Below are 19005 nucleotides of genomic sequence, written 5' to 3'. Positions count from 1 at the left end.
CCCCGCTCCCTACAGACCCAGCGCCCGGAACCAGGCGTCGATCTCGAGGGCCTCTGCGCGCATGGCGGCGGTGCGCTCGGCGGCCTCCGCATCGACGCCCCACTGGCTTTCCTGAAACGCCTCGTCCAGCCGGCTGAGGTCGTGGGCCTGATCTCCGGTCAGGGCGCCCTTCAGCACCGCCAGCGCCAGCACCGCCGAGCCGTACATGGGCACCAGCGAGGCCAGACCGGTGAGGGCAAAGTCGTCGAGCTCCAGCGCCAGCGCCTTCACCCGGGCCAAGGCCTCGGGCGACTGGGGACGATGGACGATGCCCGATCCGGGTTCCAGCCGGATGCCGTGTTCAGCGGCCCATTCGCGCCAGCGGCCCCATTCGGCATCCTGTCGGGTGCGCAGGCTGGTGGGCGCCTCGGCCGGGTAGCAGATCAGGTCCGAGCCGGCATAGGCGGCGATCTCGTCCGCTACGGCCTCGCGCGCCAGGCAGACGGCATCCAGCGCCGTCGAGGCCAGACGGGTGGCGGGCATGGTAGCGGGCTCGATCACCTCGGTCTGGCGATCCCACTCTGCGGCAACCCGTGCTGCGGCCTCGGCGGTCGGCAGGACCAGCGGGCGGCCCGCCGGCGTCTTCGGCGTGCGACCGTCCAGTTGCACGGCATGGCCGCCCTCGACGGCAGCCACACCGGCGGCCTTCCAGAAGCGTTTCGGCCGGTCACCGGGCTCGCGAAAGCCCTTCGCGGCGGCGACATTGGGGTCCAGTGGCGGGATATGGCTCATGTCGTCTCCCTCTGTCGGGCGGCAAAGGCGTCCAGCTGGCGAGCTAGGTCGTCGAACGTCCCGGCCACGTGATGGGCACCCGCCTCGACCTGTTCGGCCTCGGTGTGGAAGCCCCAGGCCACGCCCTGGGCCTGGACCCCGGCGTTGCGGGCCATGCGCATATCATGGCCCGTGTCGCCGATCATGATGGTTTGCTCGCCGCGCGCACTGCAGGCGGCAATGGCGGCGTGCAGCATGGCGGGATCGGGCTTGCCGGGACCGTCCTCGGCGCAGTGGCTGGACAGGAACAGGTCGGCCCACCCCGCCCGCGCCAGGTTGCGCGCGACGCCACGCCGCGACTGACCGGTCGCCAGCGACAGGCGCCAGCCCCGCCGCTTCAGGTCTGCCAGCAGGTCCATGGCCCCCGCATAGAGCGGCTCCTCGAACCCCGGCTCGGCGTGCATGGCGACAAAGGCGGCCTTGTAGTGGTCGGTATAGCGATCGACCTCCTCCGGCCCCAGATCGGGCGCCAGCCGGGCCATGGCCTCGGTCAGGGACAGGCCGACCCCGCCGCGCACGACCTCATAGTCCGGCTCGGGCAGGCCCATGGCCCGCGCCGCGGTCCGGGTCGCGCTCAGGATCGTCGCCCGACTGTCGACCAGGGTGCCGTCGATGTCGAAGACCGCCAGCATCTAGCGCCGCACACCCGCGAACGGGTCGTGATCGGACTCATCCTCCACGAAGCCGAAATTCTCGAAGCCGACCTTCATCTCGGGGCTCAGGGGCGCCTCGACGATCAGCTTGCCCCCGCCCGGGTGATCCAGCTCGATCCTGCGGGCATGCAGTTGCAGCTTCAGCCCGCCCGACAGGGCCGCCGAAGTCTCGTCGCCGTATTTGGGGTCGCCCAGGATCGGGTGGCCGATCGCCTTCATGTGCGCCCGCAGCTGGTGCGTCCGCCCCGTGAACGGGCGCAGGGCCATCCACGCCACCTTCTGTCCCGCGCGCGAGACCGTGGCAAAGGCTGTCTCTGCCGTTTCCGCCCCATGCTCCTTGATATCGGCCGGCCGCATCATCTCGAAGTCGTTGATGCCGGTCTTCTTCAGCGGCAGCTCGATCCGCCCGGCGGCTGGCTTGGGCGTTCCCGCGACCAGGGCCCAGTAGGTCTTCTTGGCCTGGCGCCGGGCAAAGGCGCCGGCCAGCCGCTTGGCCGCCTCGGGTCCCTTGCCGAGCAGCAGGACGCCCGTCGTGTCGCGGTCCAGCCGGTGAACCAGACGGGGGCGCTCCATCCCCTCGCCCCAGGCCGACAGCAAGCCATCGACGTGGCGCGAGGTCTTGGTACCGCCTTGCACCGCCAGACCGTGCGGCTTGTTCAGCACGATGACCAGCTCGTCCTCAAAGATGACCAGCGAGCGGGCATAGGCCGCATCGCGCGGGTTCAGCGCCTTGCGCTCGCCCGGCACCTTTTCCTTCTGCTCGGGGATCGGCGGCACGCGGATCATCGACCCGGCAGCCAGCCGATCCTCCGGGCGGGCGCGCGAGCCGTCGACGCGGATCTGCCCCGACCGGGCCAGCTTCTGGACCTGGATGTGCGAGACATGCGGCCAGCGTCGGCGGATCCAGCGGTCCAGGCGTATGCCGTCTTCCTCAGCGGCGACAGGCAGGGTCTTCACTTCGCGGCTCACAGCACGCCTCCCGCCATACGGCGCATGATCCAGAGCCCTACGAACAGGGCCACGACAGACAGAACGACCGAGCCCACCGCGTAGAGGGCTGCGAGGGCCAGCTGGCGCCGCTCCATCATCAGGGCCACCTCCAGCGAAAAGGCGGAGAAGGTGGTGAACCCGCCCAGAACGCCTACACCGACCAGCAGACGCCAGGTGTCGGAGTGCGACCCGCCCCGCTGCGCCAGCCATCCCGCCAGCAGCCCCATCAGCAGGCCCCCGGCGACATTCACGCCAAAGGTCGGCCAGGGCCATGCAGCCGTCGGCATCCAGCGCTGCAACACGGTTCCGACCCCGTACCGGGCCATGGCCCCGAGGAATCCTCCGGCCGCGACGAGCATGAAACGAATCATGGGGTGGGCTATATAGCCTTGGAACGGGGAAGCGAAGGGCGGGGGCTCATGCACGATTTTGGAATGGCAGCACTGCACCATGTGCTGGTGTTCGGCCTGGCCATCATGCTGGCCATGGAGCTGGCACTCATGCGGGCGCCGGTGATCGATGTCCGACGGCTGGTGCGGCTGGACGCAGGCTACGGGATCACGGCCGTGCTGGTCATCGTCGTCGGCGTGACCCGTGTGCTGTGGGGCGCGAAGGGCTGGGCCTTCTATCGCGACAACCCGGCCTTCTGGACCAAGATGGGCCTGTTCGCGGCGATCGGCCTGATTTCCATACTCCCGACCGTCGCCTTCATGCGCTGGGCGAAGGCGGCACGTGCCAATCCCGAGTTCCAGCCGACCGCCGCGCAAAGGGCCGGCGTGCTGCGCTGTCTGCGTCTGGAAACGGGGCTCCTGATCCTGCTGGTGGTCGCCGCCGCAGCCATGGCGCGCTGGCCGCTGGTTTGACTGTCCAAAACTTCACTTGCCGGAACGGCCCCTCCCCGACGATGGTTAATTCAGGCGCACCGGTTTCGTGCGTCGGGAGAACGCCGGTGGCCGGAGGGCGTGATCTGCGATACTGACCGGTCAGTAAAGCTGGGCTGTTTCGACCATGACCGACCATACGCCGCCGCCACCGCCTCTGGGCTCCGAGCCTGCGCCGATGACCGGTCCGGTCGCCGAGACCCCGGCTCATGCGCCGCATCCGGCCCCCAATGCGCCCCCGCCCGGGGCCGCTGACGTCGAAAATCGGGAAGCTCCCTCGGCCCGGCCGCCGCGCCGCGACGCGCACATGCGCACCGCCGACGGCATACTGAAGCCGATCCAGGACAGCAGCTATTTCTCCCATGACCCCGAAGAGCTGGCCATGGTGTCGGCTCACATCGACGAGTACTACAACCAGGCGCTGGATATCTTTCCGTTCTGGGAAAAGGACGGAAAGCCCGATCGCTTCCACGTGCTCTTCACGCGTCAGATCAACGAGCGTTTCCCGGTCGACATGCCGCTGCGCAGCCATATCCACGACTATGGCCGGGGCGTCTTTGCAGCCCTGATGGTGCACGTCGGCGTCAAGCGGATCACCCAGGCGCTGGCGCTTGTGGCCCTGACCCTGATGGCGACACTGGGACCGACCTGGTTCGCGGAGTGGACGGGATCGCGCCCGATCGGCCTGGGGTTGGCGGCCGGCGGCATGGTGCTGACGCTCGGTGTCTACTGGGTGCTGCAGGCCATCCTGTTCATCCAGTACCGCTTCCGCCTGGAAAATGACTCCTATCAGCTGTCTCGCGAGATCGTGCAGCAGACCCGCGAGCTGCAGAACCTGTTCACCTCGGCCCGGGCCATGGCCGACCAGGCCGAGACCCAGTACCAGATGGACGGCAAGGGCTGGGGGCAGCGCGCGCTCTACCTGACCCGCCTCACCATGTGGATCGGTGCGCGGATGGAGTACCTCGAAAAATACGTGCAGATGGAGCTGTGGCGGGTTCGTCGCGAGCGCTACTGGACGCGCTGGGTGTCGCGCATCGTGACCCCGCTGATCCTGATCGTCTGGCTGATCATCTTCGCCCAGCAGCCCCCGCCCATCGATGCGACTGCCTTCCGCGGCCTGCAGGCCCTGGCGGTGATCGTCGGCGTGGCGATCAGCGTCCTGTCCTACTTCCGCTGGCAGACCCCGGTCGGCGCCATCCAGGACAAGCTGGGCGCCGAGAGCTGGGTGCGCTACGCCTCGCTCGACGTCGACAATGCCGTTGCCGACCAGGTGCGGCGCGACAAGGAGCGCCTGGTCGAATACCGGGCCCTGACGCGCGGTCGCTAGGCTCTAGTAGCGGCCCAGGGCGCGGGTCACTTCGCGCGCGTCATAGGCGCTCGGCCGATCCGGCTTTTGCCCCTGCCCCATCACGACCTCGAGCGTGGTCGAGGTGGCGCCCGGTCCGGTCAGGTTCAGGCCCACGCCGACACCGACGCCCGAGCTGGAATAGCCACCATAGCGGCTTGAGCCGGCGCCGATCGACACGGTCGGGCGCACCCCACCGCGCGGATCCAGCCGACCATCCGTCCAGCGCTGGGTGACCTCGAACCAGTCAAAGCCGCGCTCAAGCGTCAGCTCGGCGGCGCGCAGCAGGGCATAGTCCGCCACGGGTGCGGGGTCGCCCACGCCGTTGTAGGTTACGCGGTAGCGGTTGGTCTCGATCGCGGTTTCGGCATAACCCTGCCTGCCCGGCCCGCCCTGGGGGCCATAAGGGGCGAGGCTGGCGCAGGCGCCCAGCGCCAGCACGGACGCGCCGACCATCGCCACAGCCGCCGGCCGGATAAAACGGGTGAACGTCATCGGATGTCTCCTCCATTCTGTTCCGAAACAGCGCCTGTTTCCGCGCTTCGTTCCGGCAGCGACAGGTCGGCCGCAGCCATGGCCCGGCGGAAATCTTCCGGCAGGGGCGCCGTGACATCCCCCAGCCCCCCCTCGGGGTGCGGGAAGCGCAGGCGGGCGGCATGCAGCATGAGCCGTTCGGCCTTAGCTCCGCCCAGCGTCAACGCCCCGCCATAGCGGACGTCGCCGACCAGCGGACTGCCCAGATCGGCCATGTGCACCCGCAGCTGGTGCATCCGCCCGGTATACGGCTCCAGCTCGACCAGCGCCGCCTGATCGTTCCGCGCCAGCACGCGGTAGCGGCTCTCGGACGGCTGGGCACCCGGCGTGTCATCAGGCACGGCCCGCATATAGCTCTCGCGGCCGATTTCCTGGCGCAACAGGGCCCGTCGGATCACGCCCCGGTCCTGCGGCGGCGGCGTTTCGACCAGCGCCAGATAGGTCTTGGTGAGTTTGCGGTTCTGGATGGCCTTGCCCAGAAAGCCCGCCGCCGGCTTGGTCTTCGCCGCCAGAATGACGCCCGAGGTATCGCGATCCAGCCGATGCACCAGATGCGGCCGCTTGCCGTTCGAGCGGGCAAAGGCCCACAACAGGTCGTCCAGCGTATTGGTCTTGATGCGCCCGCCCTGGCTGGACAGGCCCGCCGGCTTGTTCAGCACCAGAACATGGGCGTCCTCGAACACCACCGACGCCCGGACGGCGGCGATCTCCTCAGCGGACAGGGTGACGGGCGGCTGGAAACTCACCGCACTCGCTTAGGCCATTCCGGCGCGCCCGTCAGCCGTCAGGTCAGCGCAGGACGCCCTTGCGGGCCATCATCCGGCTGTACATCACGAAGCCGAGGCCCAGCAGGAAGATGACGGCGCTGAAGATCATGCCCGTCGGGCCCATGATGTCGCCCGCGCCTGACATCTGGCCGTAGACGACGCTGATGACGAAGGCGATCAGCGAAGCCAGAAAGGCGGGGAAGGCCCATTTGCTGCGAAGCAAAAGCAGGATCGAGGCCAACACGCCGCCCCAGACGCCGATGGCCCAGACAGCCTCCATCCACATCGGGAAGCTTTCGAAATAGGCCCGCTGCTCTTCCGTGAACTGGGCCAGATAGCCCGCGTTCTGCGTCTGGGTCATTATGTAGTCGAAGCCGCCGTAGCCATTCCAGAGTAACGCTACCGCGCCCACGGCCCACAGGTGCCAAGGCGTCCTTACCGTCATCGCGTTCATGTCTCTCCCCTCCCAAGGTTGACGCAGGTGAGGTTACGCCGATCTCTGAAAACGGCAACGCTTCTCGAACGTCATGTCCGACGCCCCAGCCAGATGGCCCGCGCGTTGAGCATGAGCCAGACCAGGATCGCACCTGCCAGCGAGATCGCCCAACCGCCTGCTTCGACTACCGTGACCTGGACCAGAATGCCCACGACGACAGGGCCCGCATAGATCGTGGTCACAGGGATCGCGGTCCACCAGCCACGCCCCCGAATTGCCAACAGACTCGTCGGACTGCGCCGGGTCAGGAGCGGCGCCAGGGCAAAAGCGAGCACAATCGGCATAACAAATGCGCCGATGATGATGCTGCCAAACAAGGGAATAGCGAGGGAGTCGGCCCATTCGGGCACCTGATAGCGCCCCGATGATTGAAGGGCGGACGCAACACTTCCGAGTACCGTCAGCCCGACCACGGCGAGAGACGCCGGGACCAGAGCGACGAGACTGCGACTGGACTGCAGTCCGGGATTGAATACGGAGACCAGCGAAAGAAGACAGGCCCACGCCGCCGAGGAATAGCCAAGATCCGCGTAAAGCCACTTGTTCGTCCGGTACCTGTCCTGATTGGCGTGGAAGGCTGCCGAGGCGTAGCGGAAATCTCCCCTTTTCCCCGTCGCGGTGCCGTCGGCGTTGGCGTCGTCCGTTCGACCGTAAAGCTCCGACCTTATGGTGTTGAGCTCGGCAAAATAGGCGTCAGGGTCGGAGTGCCACGGGGTCAGTTGCGCCGCTCCCAGAAGCCCGACCGCGAGTATGGCGAGAACGACGCTGAGACCGACCAGCCAGCTCTGGCAGAGGGCCCGGCCCTCCGACACTGCCCCTGTCGAATGAATGGTGTCCGTCATTTGGCGCCCTCCCTCTGGAAGAGCGCCTTATGGAGCGATGGACGATGAGCGACATGAGCGAAGCCTGAGGAAGTCACGAAATCCGGAGCCGGGCTCAGGTCGCGTCCTTCATCTGATCCCGGAGGGCCGCCCAGCGTTCGAGGCGGTCCTTGACCTTGGCCTCGTGACCCTCGCCTTTCGGCTTGTAGAAGACGCGGCGCTCCATCTCGTCGGGGAAGTAGTTGGCGCCGGAGAACCCCTCGGGCGTATCGGGGTCGTACTGATAGCCCTTGCCGTAGCCGAGCGACTTCATGAGCTTGGTCGGGGCATTCCGGATGTGGGCGGGCGGCATCAGGCTGCCGGTCTCGGCCGCCGCGCGCTTCGCCGCCTTGAAGGCCTCGTAGACGCCAACGGACTTGGGCGCCGTGGCCAGATGTACAACCGCCTGCGCCAGGGCCAGCTCGCCCTCGGGACTGCCCAGGAAGTCGTAGGTGTCTTTGGCCGCATTGGCGACCAGCAGCGACAGGGGGTCCGCCTCGCCGATGTCCTCGACCGCCATGCGCACGATCCGGCGGGCCAGATAGAGCGGATCCTCACCGCCGTTCAGCATCCGCGCCAGCCAGTAGAGGGCCGCATCCGGGTCTGATCCGCGTACCGATTTATGCAGCGCGGATATGAGGTTATAGTGTTCTTCTCTGCTCTTATCGTAAGCCGGCGCGCGCTTCTGAAGCGTGCCGGCCAGGGTCTGAACATCCAGCGGGGCCTCACCGGGCAGACCGAACAACACCTCGGACATGGTCAGCAGATAGCGCCCGTCCCCGTCGGCCAACGCGAGCAGGGCCTGCCGCGCTTCCGGCGTAAGCGGCAGGGGCTTGCCCTCCTCGCGCTCGGCACGCGTCAACAGTTGATCAAGCGCGTCATCATCCAGCCGCTTCAGCACGAACACCTGAGAGCGGGACAGCAGGGCGCCGTTCAGCTCGAAGGACGGGTTCTCGGTCGTTGCCCCCACCAGGGTGACGATCCCCTCTTCCACGAACGGCAGGAATCCGTCCTGCTGGGCGCGGTTGAAGCGGTGAATCTCGTCGACGAACAAGAGGGTCGACTGGCCCGCAGCCCGGCGCGCCCGCGCCGCCTCGAAGGCCTTCTTCAGGTCGGCGACCCCGGAAAAGACGGCACTGATCTGCTGGTACTGATAGCCCGCCGCAGCCGCCAGAAGGCGGGCGATGGTGGTCTTGCCGGTGCCGGGTGGGCCCCACAGGATCATGGAGCCGAGGCGCCCGCTGTCGACCATGCGGCGGATCGGACCGCCCTCGCCCAGCAAATGATCCTGCCCCACCACCTGGTCGAGGGTGGTCGGACGCAGGCGGTCGGCCAGGGGCGCATCAGGGGGATGGATACCCGAGGCTTCGAAAAGATCGCTCATGGGCCTATGTAGGGGCCGGACACCGCCGCGACAAAGGACATCTCATGGCCGAGACCGCCCCGCCCACTCCGATCGGACTGATCCCCTATCTGACCATCCCGTCGCGGGGCGGACAGGCGGCCGTGGAATTCTATCGCGCCGCCTTCGGGGCCGAAGAGCTGTTCCGCAACCTGGCCGACGACGGCGAGCGGCTGCTGCACAGCCGGCTGAAGATCAACGGCGGCCTGATCTTCCTGTCCGACGAATTCCCGGAGTACGGCGGCGAGGCCGACATCAAGCCGGTGGGCGTGGCCCTACACCTCCAGGTCGATGACGCCGACGAATGGTGGAACCGCGCCATCGTCGCCGGTGGCATTCCGGTGATGCCGCTGGCCGACCAGTTCTGGGGCGATCGTTACGGCCGGCTGACGGACCCGTTCGGCCACACCTGGTCGATCGGGGCGCCGATCAGGGACTGATGCCCCCGTCAGCGCATGGTCCCGTTCAGACTCTGACCGCCACGCTGGATGACCACCTGTGCGCCCCGGCGTAGCTGAGCCAGATCTTCGGCCGTATCCACCGCCTGGCCGTTGACGGAGACGATAATGTCCCCGCGCCGGAAGCCCTGCCGGGCTGCAATCGAGTTGCGGGTCAGCCCCCCGACGATCACCCCCTCGGCAAACGGATCGCCCAGCAGGCGGTCGGCGATGGCGGGATTGAGAGCCAGCACCTGGGCACCCGCCAGTGCGCCCTCCCGGATCACGACGGCCGCCTCAAGATTGACCTCACCCGGCAGCGGCTGAACCCTGGCATTCATGCGCTGCTCGCGCCCGTCCCGCAGCAGGGTAATGGCCACCGTATCGCCCGGGGCGCGGGTGCCCACGCGGAAGTTCAGACCGCCCTGGTCGTTGATCTCATTGCCGCCAACCGACAGGATCACATCCCCGGCCCGAATGCCCGCCCGCGCGGCCGGGCCATTGGCGAACAGGTCGGTGACCTTGAGCCCGCGCGGACGATCCAGCCCCATGCGCGTGGCCTCTTCGGCCGTGAGCGGTTCGCCCTTCACGCCCAGCCAGGGACGGACGACACTGGTCTCACCATCCAGCGCGGCATCGACGACGCGCTGGACCATGGTCGCGGGCACGGCGAAGCCGACGCCCGACGAGGAGCCCGAGCGCGAGAAGATGGCGGTGTTGATGCCGATCAGGTCACCGTCCATGTCGACCAAGGCCCCGCCGGAATTGCCCGGATTGATCGCCGCATCGGTCTGGATGAAGGAGCCCGAATCCGAAATGCCGGTCTCGGTGCGGTTGAGGGCCGAGATGATGCCGTTGGTCACCGTCTGGCCGACCCCGAACGGATTGCCGATCGCCAGCACCAGATCGCCGATCTGCTGATCCTCGCCCGTGTCGATCCGCAGGACCGGCAGCGGCTCCTCGACATTCTGGAGCTGCAGGACGGCGATGTCCGAGCGCTCGTCCGCCAGCAGCACCTTGGCCGCGAACTGGCGGCGGTCATTCAGGCCGACCGTGATCTCGTCCATGCCCTGGATGACGTGGTTGTTGGTCACCACAATGCCGTCGGCGCGCACGATGACGCCCGACCCGACCGAACCGGTGGGCTGTTGACGGAACTGGCCCCAGAAGGGATCGCGATAGGTCTGGACGCCGCGTGCGGAAATATTGACCACCGCCGGGGCCGTCGCCCGCACGACCGGGGCGAAACTGGCCTTCACCTCGGCCGCATCGCGCGGCACCGCCCGTTCGGCCGGGGGCTCGAACACACTGTCCTGGGCGCGGGTATCGTCCGGCGCTCCGCAGGCCGTGAGGGCCAGGGCGAGAGCGGAAACGGCAAGGGTCGGGAACTTCATCGGCAATCCACTGCGGCAACTGACGGGTTCGCCCATATTGCACCGCCGCAATGGGACGGGATGATGGCGAGGCCGGACAGAGGGCACGACACAGGCCCGCTGATATGGCCATCAGGCCACTTTGCCCCTAAATGCCCCTCCCGTTTCGCCAGACCGAGTGGCCGCCGCCTTGCCCTTCCCCTTCGACATTTCCGCCACCGACGGCCGCGCCCGGACCGGGGTCCTGCGCACGCCCCGGGGAGACATCCGGACCCCGGCCTTCATGCCGGTCGGCACGGCCGCGACAGTCAAGGCCCTGACGGTCGATCAGGTGGCCCAGACCGGCGCCGACATCCTGCTGGGCAACACCTATCACCTGATGCTGCGCCCCGGGCCCGAGCGCATGGAGCGACTGGGCGGGCTGCACCGGTTCATGAATTGGGAAAAGCCGATCCTGACCGACTCCGGCGGGTTCCAGGTCATGTCCCTGTCGGGCATTTCGAAATTGACGGAGGAGGCGGTGACCTTCTCCAGTCATATTGATGGCTCGAAGCATGTGCTGACCCCCGAGCGGTCGATCCAGATCCAGGCCGACCGGCTGGGCGCCGACATCTCGATGCAGCTGGACCAGTGCGTCAGCTGGCCGGCGGAACGGCCTGCCGCCCAGGCCGCCATGGAGCTGTCGATCCGCTGGGGCGCGAGGTCCAGGGCCGCCTTTGGTTCGCGCGAAACCCAGGCCCTGTTCGGCATCCAGCAGGGCTCGACCTTTGAGGACCTGCGCCGCCAGTCCTCCGAACAGCTGCAGGAGATCGGCTTTGATGGCTATGCCATCGGCGGTCTGGCCGTCGGCGAGGGGCACGAGGCCATGTGCGAGGTGCTGGACTATGCACCCGACATGCTGCCCGCCGACCGTCCGCGGTATCTGATGGGGGTGGGCAAGCCCGTCGATCTGGTCGAGGCGGTCGCGCGTGGGGTCGATATGTTCGATTGCGTCCTGCCGACCCGCGCAGGGCGCCACGGTCAGGCCTGGACCTGGGACGGGCCGCTGAACCTCAAAAACGCCCGCTTCGCCGAGGATCAGGACCCGCTGGACGCGACGCTGGATTGCCCCGCCTCATCCATCTATTCAAAGGCTTACCTGCATCACTTGATCCGGACAGACGAGATTTTGGGCAAGGTGCTGCTGACCTGGCACAACATGGCCTTTTATCAGGCCCTCACGGCGGCGATGCGCGAGGCGATCGCGGCAGGCCGCTTCGAGACCTTCCGCCGCGATTTCCACGCCCGCCACACGAAAGCCTGAGGTCAGCCGCCGTTGTGCTGGCGGTCGATGGCGGCTTGGGTCTTGGGCCCGTGGTCGTCGGAACGGCTGTGGGCGGCGACATTATTACGGGTCCGGCCCATATGGACCTCCTCGCCGGACAGATCGTCACCCTCGTCCATATAGTCGGCCATTTCGCCGGCGGCGGGGGGCGCGACCGTCGCGTCCTTCACATCGGGCGCGGCATAGCGTGACGGTTCAGGATGAACCGCAGCATTCTCCTCGACCGCCCGGTCATTGGGCTGACGGGGGTCGGTGGCGGCGGTCTGGGCGGTGGCCGTTCCTGATTGAACATTCTGATGGGGCATGGGGCTCTCCTTGTTGGGTGTCATGAAGACAACCGGGCGGAGAGCGGGGAGTTCCGAAATCAGCGGCGACGCGGCTGGAACCAGCGCGGGGCCGCCGGCGGGGCGCAGTTGAACCGCATCCCCTGCCCTTTCAGGAAGGCCCGCCTCAGCCGTCCCGCCTCGATGGCGGCCTGGACCTCGCGACTGTGCCGATCGGCACCGGACAGGGCCCGGACCCAGCCCCGGGCCGGGATGAAATCAGTCGCCGTATCGCGGATGACGTCGAGGGCGGCCTCGGCGGCCGCATCGACGGCCTGATCACCCAGGGTCCGCCCGTCGGGTGCGGGCGGTTCATCGAGGTCCGGACCCAGCGCTTCATCCAGACGGGCGATCTCGGCTCCGATGGTCGAGCAGCGGTCCAGATTACGCATGTCATAGGGATTGGCCTGGGCCTGCAGCAGCACCGTGGGAATGCGCTCGCGCTTGACGCCCACATCCTCCAGCGGCGCCGTCACCGCATCCCCCAGGCCGTCGGCCACGGTCCGCACGCCACTGCACCCGGCAACGGTCAGGGTCACGGTCAGGATCAGGCAAGGGACGAGACGACGGATCATTCGACAGCCTAAGCACACTTGCCTTGGCGGGCGCCAGTCGCTGCCCTGGTGGATAAAATTGTTGACAAAATCCTAATTTTGGCGCTTCTCGACTTGACGAATCGGGGGAAGGCAGATGTTGGCACCGCTTAATTCTATTCTGTGCCGTCACGACTTTTACTGGTCGGAGCGCCACGGGGCCGAACGCTGCCGTCGCTGCGCCAAACTGCGCGAGACTCCCCAGAAAATTCTCCATGCCGAACCGCTGCGGTTCGACCCGCCCGAGCCCCGACCGGCGGCCGAGGTCATGGCCTTCCCGGATGCCTCGGGCGCCAATGCAGCCTCGATCGAGCCGACCCCGGACCTGAAGACCCGCATCGAACAGTTCGCCGGGGGTCAGGATCTGGATCGGGCCGGTGTTCTGCGGCTGCTGCTGGACCTGATCGAGGACGGCCAGTCCTCCGATCCCCAGATCGTGGGCATCACGGCCGCCGAGGTCTATGCGCGCCTGCACGCCGCCGCCCAAGGCTGACACCCTCTTCCCTGCGGCTGTACACAGCCTGATCGTGAGTCCGCTTGACTCCTTGGAAGCGCCGGGGAATTTAGGAGAACAAAACACGAACATAAAGCTCCATGCCTCTTCCCCTGTCCGCCCAGATATCCGGAGATTCCGCCTGTTCCCGGGCCGGAACCCCTCTGGGCGCGCTCAGCACCCCGGGTGTGCATGAGTTTTACGCCCTCAGCGGGGCCGATGCCGTCAGCACCCATGGTTTCGGCCTGGGCGTCATGCTGTCCGGACGGCCCGGCGCGGGTCTGGTCTGGGTGGTCCATGATTTGACGGGGATGGAGACCGGGCGTCCGCACGGCGCCGGATTGCAGGAGATGGGCATCCAGCCCCAGGACCTGTTGCTGGTCCGGGCCCGGAATATCGCGACCCTGCTGGGGGTCGGCGAGGATGCCCTGCGCACACCGGGGGTCGAGGCCGTCCTGCTGAGCGCCTGGGGCGAGGACCGGGCGCTGAACCTCACGGCCGGGCGGCGGCTGGGCCTCTTGGCCCGCAGCGGAAACAAGCGGCTTTTTCTGTCGCGGGCAGCGGCCGCGCCGCGGGCCAGCCCGGCCGAAAGCCGGTGGTCGATACAATCCGCCGCCTCAACCCCCCTCATGGCCGGAGCCCCCGGCCGACCCGCCTTTTCCGCCACCCTTCTGCGCCATCGCCGGGGGGCACCCCTTCGAACCTGGACCATGGAGTGGGACCGTGAAGCCCGGTCATTTGTTGAACCGGCGCCGGTATCTGGCCGTCTGGCTGCCCTGGCTACCCAGCGACCGGCTGCAGGCCCGACCGGCCTGCGCCGAACAGGCTGACACCGCCCCGGAAGGCCCTGAACCGCCGCTTGTGCTGGTGGAAAAGATCAAGGGAGCCTTGCGCCTGAGCGCCGTATCGCCCGACGCGGCCCGTCAGGGGCTGGAGCCCGGCCTGACCCTGGCCGATGCGCGCGCCCGCGTCCCTGCGGTCCGGGCGGTTCCAGCCCTACCCGACGCGGACGACCGCTTGCTGGGCGAACTGCTGACCGACTTTGACCGGTTCTCGCCCATGATTGCCCTCGATCTCCCCCACGGGTTGATCCTGGATGTGACGGGATGCGCCCATCTGTTCGGGGGCGAGGTCGGCTTGATGCAGGCCGTGCAGGACCGGCTGGCCCGGGCGGGCCTTCACCATCGCTGCGCCCTGACCTCCACCCCGCAGGCCGCCCGGGCCCTGGCCCGCTTTGGCCTCGGCGGGATCCTCCCGTGCGGAGCAGAACGCCCTGTCCTGCGGCGCCTGCCGGTGCGGGCGCTGGAACTGGAGGAGCGGGACGATCTGGCCCTCCGGCGGGCGGGGCTGAAGCGTCTGGCCGATCTTGATGATCGCCCCCGGGCCAGTCTGGCGGCGCGGTTCGGAGCCGATTTTCCGGCGCGGCTGGCGCGGATTCTGGGCGATGAGGACATCCGCATCACGCCGCACCGGCCCCCGCCCCCGGTTTATGCGGACCGCCTGTTCTTCGACCCGATCAGTTTGGATGCAGACGTCCAGGCCGTTCTGGCGGACCTGTTGCAGGAAACCACGGCGCGGCTGGAAGAAGCCCGGCTGGGCGGGCGGGTCTTCGAGGCCATCTTCTATCGCACGGACGGAAAGATCCGGCGCATCGGCCTGAGCGTCGCCCGGGCCACGCGCAATGTGTCCTCGGTCGCGCGCCTGTACCGGGAACGCCTGGCCCATCTGGACCATCCGCTGGACCCCGGGTTCGGCTTCGACCAGATCCGCATGGTCGTCCGGCAGGTCGAGGCCCTGCTGCCCCTCCAGTCGAGCCTGGAGGACGCGCCCGACGCCTCGGTCCGGCTGGATGAACTGGTCGATCAACTGGTGGCCCGCCTGGGACCCGAGGCCGTGCTGCGTTTCCAGCCGCACGGCTCGCACATTCCCGAGCGCTCGGCCGGCTGGATCAGCGGACGGGGCACCCCGACACCGGTCGAGCCCCCGAGCGATCGCGACCCGGAAGACCCACCCCTTCGCCCCCTGCACCTGTTCAATCCCCCGCAGCCGGTCGAAACCATGGCCGAGGCCCCGGATGGCCACCCGTTCCGCTTTCGCTGGCGGCGACAGGTTCACAATGTGGCGCGCGCCGAGGGCCCCGAGCGGATCGCCGGAGAATGGTGGCGGGCCCCGGGGCAGAAGACGCGGGACTATTACCGGGTGGAGGACACCCAGGGGCACCGCTTCTGGCTGTTCCGGCAAGGAGCGTACGGTGAGGACAGCCCGCCGCGCTGGTTCATCCACGGGCTTTTCGCATGACCGTCGATCCAAATGCGATGCCGGAAGCCGGAGGCTATGCCGAGCTGGCCGTCACCAGCAATTTCTCGTTTCTGCACGGTGCCTCCTCGCCCAAGCATCTGGTGGCGGCGGGGGTTCTGCAGGGCCACGCCGGCATGGGACTGGCCGACCGCAATACGGTGGCGGGCGTGGTCCGGGCCTGGAGCGCCCTCCGCTCGCTGCGGGAGCACGGCCTGCTGCCTCCGGACATGCGGCGCGAAGGCTCCGGCCCCGGAGAGGTGCTGACGGAGCAGGACGACACCATCGACCCGTCTCTCTCGGAAGAGGTCCGGAACAGGGCCCGGGACTTCAAACTGGTGGTGGGGGCGCGACTGGTCTTCAACGACGGCACACCGGACATCGTGGTCTATCCCGAGAACCGGACCGGTTGGGGCCGGCTGACCCGCCTGCTGACCCTCGGTAATCGACGGGCGAAGAAGGGCGACTGCGAGATCGGACTCCCCGATCTTCTGGCCGACCCGGCGGACCTGCTTCTGATCGTCATGCCCCCGGAGCGTCTGACCGGTCTGGCAGAGACGCTGGTCCGGCTGACGGAGGCCGCGCCCGGAGCCGTTTGGCTGGCCGCCTCCATGCTGCGACGGGGCGATGACCGGCGCCGGCTGGCGCGGCTCAAGACCCTCGCACAACAGGCGCAGGCTCCCCTGCTGGCCGTCAACGACGTGCTCTATCACCACCCGTTGCAGCGGGACCTTCAGGATGTGCTGAGCTGTATCCGCGAAGGCACCACCCTGGAAAAGGCCGGGCGTCGCCTGCTGGCCAATGCCGAACGCTATCCCAAGCCGACGGTCGAGATGCGCCGACTGTTCCAGGACGCGCCGGACGCCGTGGCCGAGTCCCTTGAGGTCCTGTCGCGGGTGGATTTCGACCTAAAACGCGACCTGCGCTACGAATACCCCCATGAGACGACGCCGCCGGGCAAGACCCCGCAGGCGTGGCTGGAACAGCTGACCTGGCGCAGCGCCGACATGCGCTATCCGGACGGCATACCGGACAAGGTCCGCGAGACCCTCTCCAAGGAATTGGCCTTCATCGAGACGGCCGGATACGCCCCCTACTTCCTGACCATTCATCGCATCGTCCAGCGCGCGGAGGACAAGGGGATCCTGTGTCAGGGACGCGGATCGGCCGCCAACTCCGCCGTCTGCTATGTGCTGGGCATCACCAGCGTCGACCCGGCCCAGCACGACCTGCTGTTCGAGCGGTTCCTGTCCTCCAGCCGGGGCGAGCCGCCCGATATCGACGTCGATTTCGAACATGAGCGGCGTGAGGAGATCATCCAGTACCTCTATGAGGACTATGGACGTCATCGCGCGGGGATTGTGGCGACGGTCATCCATTTCCGTCCCCGCAGCGCGATCCGCGAGGTGGGCAAGGTGCTGGGCCTGACCGAGGATGTGACCGCACGGCTGGCCGGAACCCACTGGGGCAGCTGGGGCCGGGACATCACCCCGGCCCACATCGAACAGGCGGGACTGGAGGCCTCCAACCCGGTGATCGCCCAGGCCGTGGGCCTGGCGTCGCGCCTGCTGAACTTTCCCCGGCATCTCAGCCAGCACGTCGGCGGGTTCATCCTGACGCGCGGGCGACTGGACGAGATCGTGCCGGTGCACAACGCCGCCATGCCGGATCGGACCTTTATCGAGTGGGACAAGGACGACGTCGATGAACTGGGCCTGATGAAGGTCGACATCCTTGCGCTCGGCATGTTGACCTGCATCCGCAAGGCCTTCGACCTGATCCATGCCCACCACGGCGTTTCCTACGCCCTGCACACGATCGAGAATGAACAGGCCGACGTCTATGCCATGCTGCAGCGGGGCCATTCGATCGGGGTCTTCCAGGTCGAGAGCCGCGCCCAGATCAACATGCTGCCCCGGCTGAAGCCGCGCACCTTCTATGATCTGGCCATCCAGGTCGCCATCGTTCGTCCCGGTCCGATCCAGGGGGACATGGTGCACCCCTATCTGCGCCGGCGGTCCGGGCTGGAAGCGGTCGAATATCCCCGCCCGGGTCCGGGGCATCCGCAGGACGAGCTGAAACAGATCGTCGGCAAGACCCTGGGCGTGCCGCTGTTTCAGGAGCAGGCGATGAAGATCGCCATGGTGGCCGCGCGGTTCACGCCCGACCAGGCCAATGGCCTGCGCAAGGCCATGGGCACCTTCCGGGGCGACGGGGACCTGGAACAGTACGAGGAGCTGATGGTCTCGAACATGATTGCCCGGGGCTATGATCCCGAGTTTGCGACACGCTGCTTCAACCAGATCAAGGGGTTCGGCTCGTACGGTTTTCCGGAAAGCCATGCCGTGTCCTTTGCCCGGCTGGTCTATGTGTCCGCCTTTCTGAAGTGCCGCTATCCGGCCGCCTTCGCCTGCGCCCTGCTCAACAGCCAGCCCATGGGCTTCTATGCCCCAGCCCAGATTGTCCGCGAGGCCAACGAGATCGGCGGGGTGGAGGTGCGGCCGATCGATATCGGGCACAGCCATTGGGACAACACCCTGGAGCCCACCGGATCAGACCCCGCCCTGCGGCTGGGCCTGCGCCAGATCACCGGCTTCAAGGAGGGTTGGGGCCACGACCTGACCGCCGCACGTCAGGAAGCCCCTTTCAAGGACATCGAGGATCTGGCGGTGCGGGCCGGGTTGCCGGGCGCGGCCCTTCAGAAGCTGGCCAATGCCGATGCCTTCCGCTCCTTGGGGCTGGACCGGCGCGAGGCCCTGTGGGCCATACGGCGTCTGCCCGACGCCTCTCCCCTCCCCCTGTTCGCTGCGGCCGAAGCCCGGCGCCGGGGCGCCAGCGAACTGGCAGAGGAGCCCGACGCCCGCCTGCCACTCATGCCGCTGGGCGAGCATGTGGCCGCCGATTACCAGACCACGCGCCTGTCACTGAAGGCGCATCCCATGCAGTTGCTCCGCCCGGCCCTTGCCCCGGACAGGGTGATCAGTTGCAAGGCCGCCGAGGGGCGGCGCAGTGGGTCGCGCGTGCGGGTGGCCGGCGTCGTGCTGATCCGCCAGCGCCCCGGCAACGGCAATGCCATATTCGTGACCCTGGAAGACGAAACCGGGGTGACCAATATTGTCCTGTGGGCCCGCCTGTTCGAACAGTTCCGGCGCGAGGTCATGTCCGCCCGTCTGATGATCGTCGAGGGGGATGTCGAGAAAAGCCCCGAGGGGGTGGTGCACATCGTGGCCCGTCGCGTGTTCGACCGGTCAGACGCGCTGTTGACGCTGGCCGAGGATCACACCCCCACCGTCGAACTGGCCCGGGCCGACGTCGTCAGCCGCCCGCAGTTGCCGCCTCCCCGCTCCCACCCCAGGAACGTCCGCCTGCTGCCCGGCTCGCGGGATTTTCATTGACGCCCGTGGCCTCTTCAACAGGAAGTGGCGG

The 19005-nt window shown here is 67.7% G+C and carries 20 protein-coding genes; 8 read left to right on the top strand and 12 right to left on the bottom strand.

Annotation, left to right across the window (positions count from 1 at the left end):
* Positions 1-9: 9 nt before the first annotated feature.
* Genes LC068_RS11735 through crcB form a run of 4 tightly spaced genes read right to left on the bottom strand, consistent with a single transcriptional unit; the run spans position 10 to position 2824 of the window.
* Positions 10-771, bottom strand: a complete 762-nt coding sequence (locus tag LC068_RS11735; RefSeq protein WP_226637428.1) for an ATP12 family chaperone protein — start codon at positions 769-771, stop codon at positions 10-12.
* Positions 768-1442, bottom strand: coding sequence for an HAD-IA family hydrolase (locus LC068_RS11730; protein WP_226637427.1), 675 nt, complete (start codon positions 1440-1442; stop codon positions 768-770). Before LC068_RS11730 ends, LC068_RS11735 begins: the two co-directional genes overlap by 4 nt.
* Entirely contained in the window at positions 1443-2432 is a 990-nt protein-coding gene (locus LC068_RS11725) for an RluA family pseudouridine synthase (RefSeq protein ID WP_226637426.1), read from the bottom strand.
* The gene (crcB, locus tag LC068_RS11720) at positions 2429-2824 is read right to left on the bottom strand and encodes a fluoride efflux transporter CrcB (protein ID WP_226637425.1); all 396 of its coding nucleotides are present in this window, start codon (positions 2822-2824) and stop codon (positions 2429-2431) included. The genes LC068_RS11725 and crcB overlap by 4 nt, the downstream gene beginning before the upstream one ends.
* A gap of 48 nt (positions 2825-2872) precedes the next feature.
* On the opposite strand from crcB, the gene LC068_RS11715 reads away from it, so the two are divergent.
* Complete coding sequence (locus LC068_RS11715) at positions 2873-3316, top strand: DUF2214 family protein (RefSeq protein WP_226637424.1); 444 nt, start codon at positions 2873-2875, stop codon at positions 3314-3316.
* Positions 3317-3461: 145 nt separating this feature from the next.
* Complete coding sequence (locus LC068_RS11710; protein ID WP_226637423.1) at positions 3462-4664, top strand: hypothetical protein; 1203 nt, start codon at positions 3462-3464, stop codon at positions 4662-4664.
* Between the two features lie 3 nt (positions 4665-4667).
* On the opposite strand, the gene LC068_RS11705 is transcribed toward LC068_RS11710, so the two are convergent.
* The 5 genes from LC068_RS11705 to LC068_RS11685 all read right to left on the bottom strand — a co-directional run bounded on the left by LC068_RS11705 (position 4668) and on the right by LC068_RS11685 (position 8723).
* Positions 4668-5177, bottom strand: a complete 510-nt coding sequence (locus tag LC068_RS11705; RefSeq protein ID WP_226637422.1) for a CC0125/CC1285 family lipoprotein — start codon at positions 5175-5177, stop codon at positions 4668-4670.
* Entirely contained in the window at positions 5174-5962 is a 789-nt protein-coding gene (locus LC068_RS11700; protein ID WP_226637420.1) for an RluA family pseudouridine synthase, read from the bottom strand. The genes LC068_RS11705 and LC068_RS11700 overlap by 4 nt, the downstream gene beginning before the upstream one ends.
* A gap of 43 nt (positions 5963-6005) precedes the next feature.
* Positions 6006-6437, bottom strand: coding sequence for a hypothetical protein (locus tag LC068_RS11695; protein WP_226637419.1), 432 nt, complete (start codon positions 6435-6437; stop codon positions 6006-6008).
* A 71-nt stretch (positions 6438-6508) separates the two neighbouring features.
* Positions 6509-7321, bottom strand: coding sequence for a hypothetical protein (locus LC068_RS11690; protein ID WP_226637417.1), 813 nt, complete (start codon positions 7319-7321; stop codon positions 6509-6511).
* A gap of 94 nt (positions 7322-7415) precedes the next feature.
* Positions 7416-8723 (bottom strand): replication-associated recombination protein A, encoded by a 1308-nt coding sequence (locus LC068_RS11685; RefSeq protein ID WP_226637415.1) that lies wholly within the window; start codon positions 8721-8723, stop codon positions 7416-7418.
* A 44-nt stretch (positions 8724-8767) separates the two neighbouring features.
* Here LC068_RS11685 and LC068_RS11680 point away from each other — a divergent pair, with 44 nt between their 5' ends.
* Positions 8768-9181 carry a VOC family protein gene (locus LC068_RS11680; RefSeq protein WP_226637412.1) on the top strand — a complete coding sequence of 138 codons (414 nt, stop codon included), beginning with the start codon at positions 8768-8770 and terminating at the stop codon, positions 9179-9181.
* Positions 9182-9189: 8 nt separating this feature from the next.
* Here the strand turns inward: LC068_RS11680 and LC068_RS11675 are convergent, their stop codons facing one another.
* On the bottom strand, positions 9190-10572 hold the full coding sequence (locus LC068_RS11675) for a trypsin-like peptidase domain-containing protein (protein ID WP_226637410.1): 1383 nt from the start codon (positions 10570-10572) through the stop codon (positions 9190-9192).
* A gap of 169 nt (positions 10573-10741) precedes the next feature.
* Between LC068_RS11675 and tgt the strand changes: the two genes are divergently transcribed.
* Entirely contained in the window at positions 10742-11854 is a 1113-nt protein-coding gene (gene tgt / locus LC068_RS11670; RefSeq protein WP_226637493.1) for a tRNA guanosine(34) transglycosylase Tgt, read from the top strand.
* Between the two features lie 2 nt (positions 11855-11856).
* Here tgt and LC068_RS11665 read toward each other — a convergent pair whose 3' ends face one another.
* Positions 11857-12180: a hypothetical protein gene (locus tag LC068_RS11665; RefSeq protein WP_226637409.1), complete on the bottom strand. Its 324-nt coding sequence runs from the start codon at positions 12178-12180 to the stop codon at positions 11857-11859.
* Between the two features lie 59 nt (positions 12181-12239).
* Positions 12240-12773 (bottom strand): hypothetical protein, encoded by a 534-nt coding sequence (locus LC068_RS11660; protein ID WP_226637408.1) that lies wholly within the window; start codon positions 12771-12773, stop codon positions 12240-12242.
* A 115-nt stretch (positions 12774-12888) separates the two neighbouring features.
* Between LC068_RS11660 and LC068_RS11655 the strand changes: the two genes are divergently transcribed.
* The 4 genes from LC068_RS11655 (at position 12889) to LC068_RS11640 (ending at position 18974) form a co-directional block, all read left to right on the top strand.
* Positions 12889-13284, top strand: coding sequence for a hypothetical protein (locus tag LC068_RS11655; RefSeq protein WP_226637407.1), 396 nt, complete (start codon positions 12889-12891; stop codon positions 13282-13284).
* Positions 13285-13385: 101 nt separating this feature from the next.
* On the top strand, positions 13386-14114 hold the full coding sequence (locus LC068_RS11650) for a hypothetical protein (RefSeq protein ID WP_226637406.1): 729 nt from the start codon (positions 13386-13388) through the stop codon (positions 14112-14114).
* On the top strand, positions 14026-15582 hold the full coding sequence (locus LC068_RS11645) for a Y-family DNA polymerase (protein ID WP_226637405.1): 1557 nt from the start codon (positions 14026-14028) through the stop codon (positions 15580-15582). The genes LC068_RS11650 and LC068_RS11645 overlap by 89 nt, the downstream gene beginning before the upstream one ends.
* Positions 15579-18974 (top strand): error-prone DNA polymerase, encoded by a 3396-nt coding sequence (locus LC068_RS11640; protein WP_226637404.1) that lies wholly within the window; start codon positions 15579-15581, stop codon positions 18972-18974. The genes LC068_RS11645 and LC068_RS11640 overlap by 4 nt, the downstream gene beginning before the upstream one ends.
* The last annotated feature ends 31 nt before the right edge of the window (positions 18975-19005 follow it).

Origin of the sequence: Brevundimonas poindexterae (assembly GCF_020524625.1) — a bacterium.
Classification (GTDB): Bacteria; Pseudomonadota; Alphaproteobacteria; order Caulobacterales; family Caulobacteraceae; genus Brevundimonas; species Brevundimonas poindexterae_A.
The sequence above is the reverse complement of the archived record's forward strand: the minus strand, read 5'-3'. Positions and strand labels throughout refer to the sequence as shown.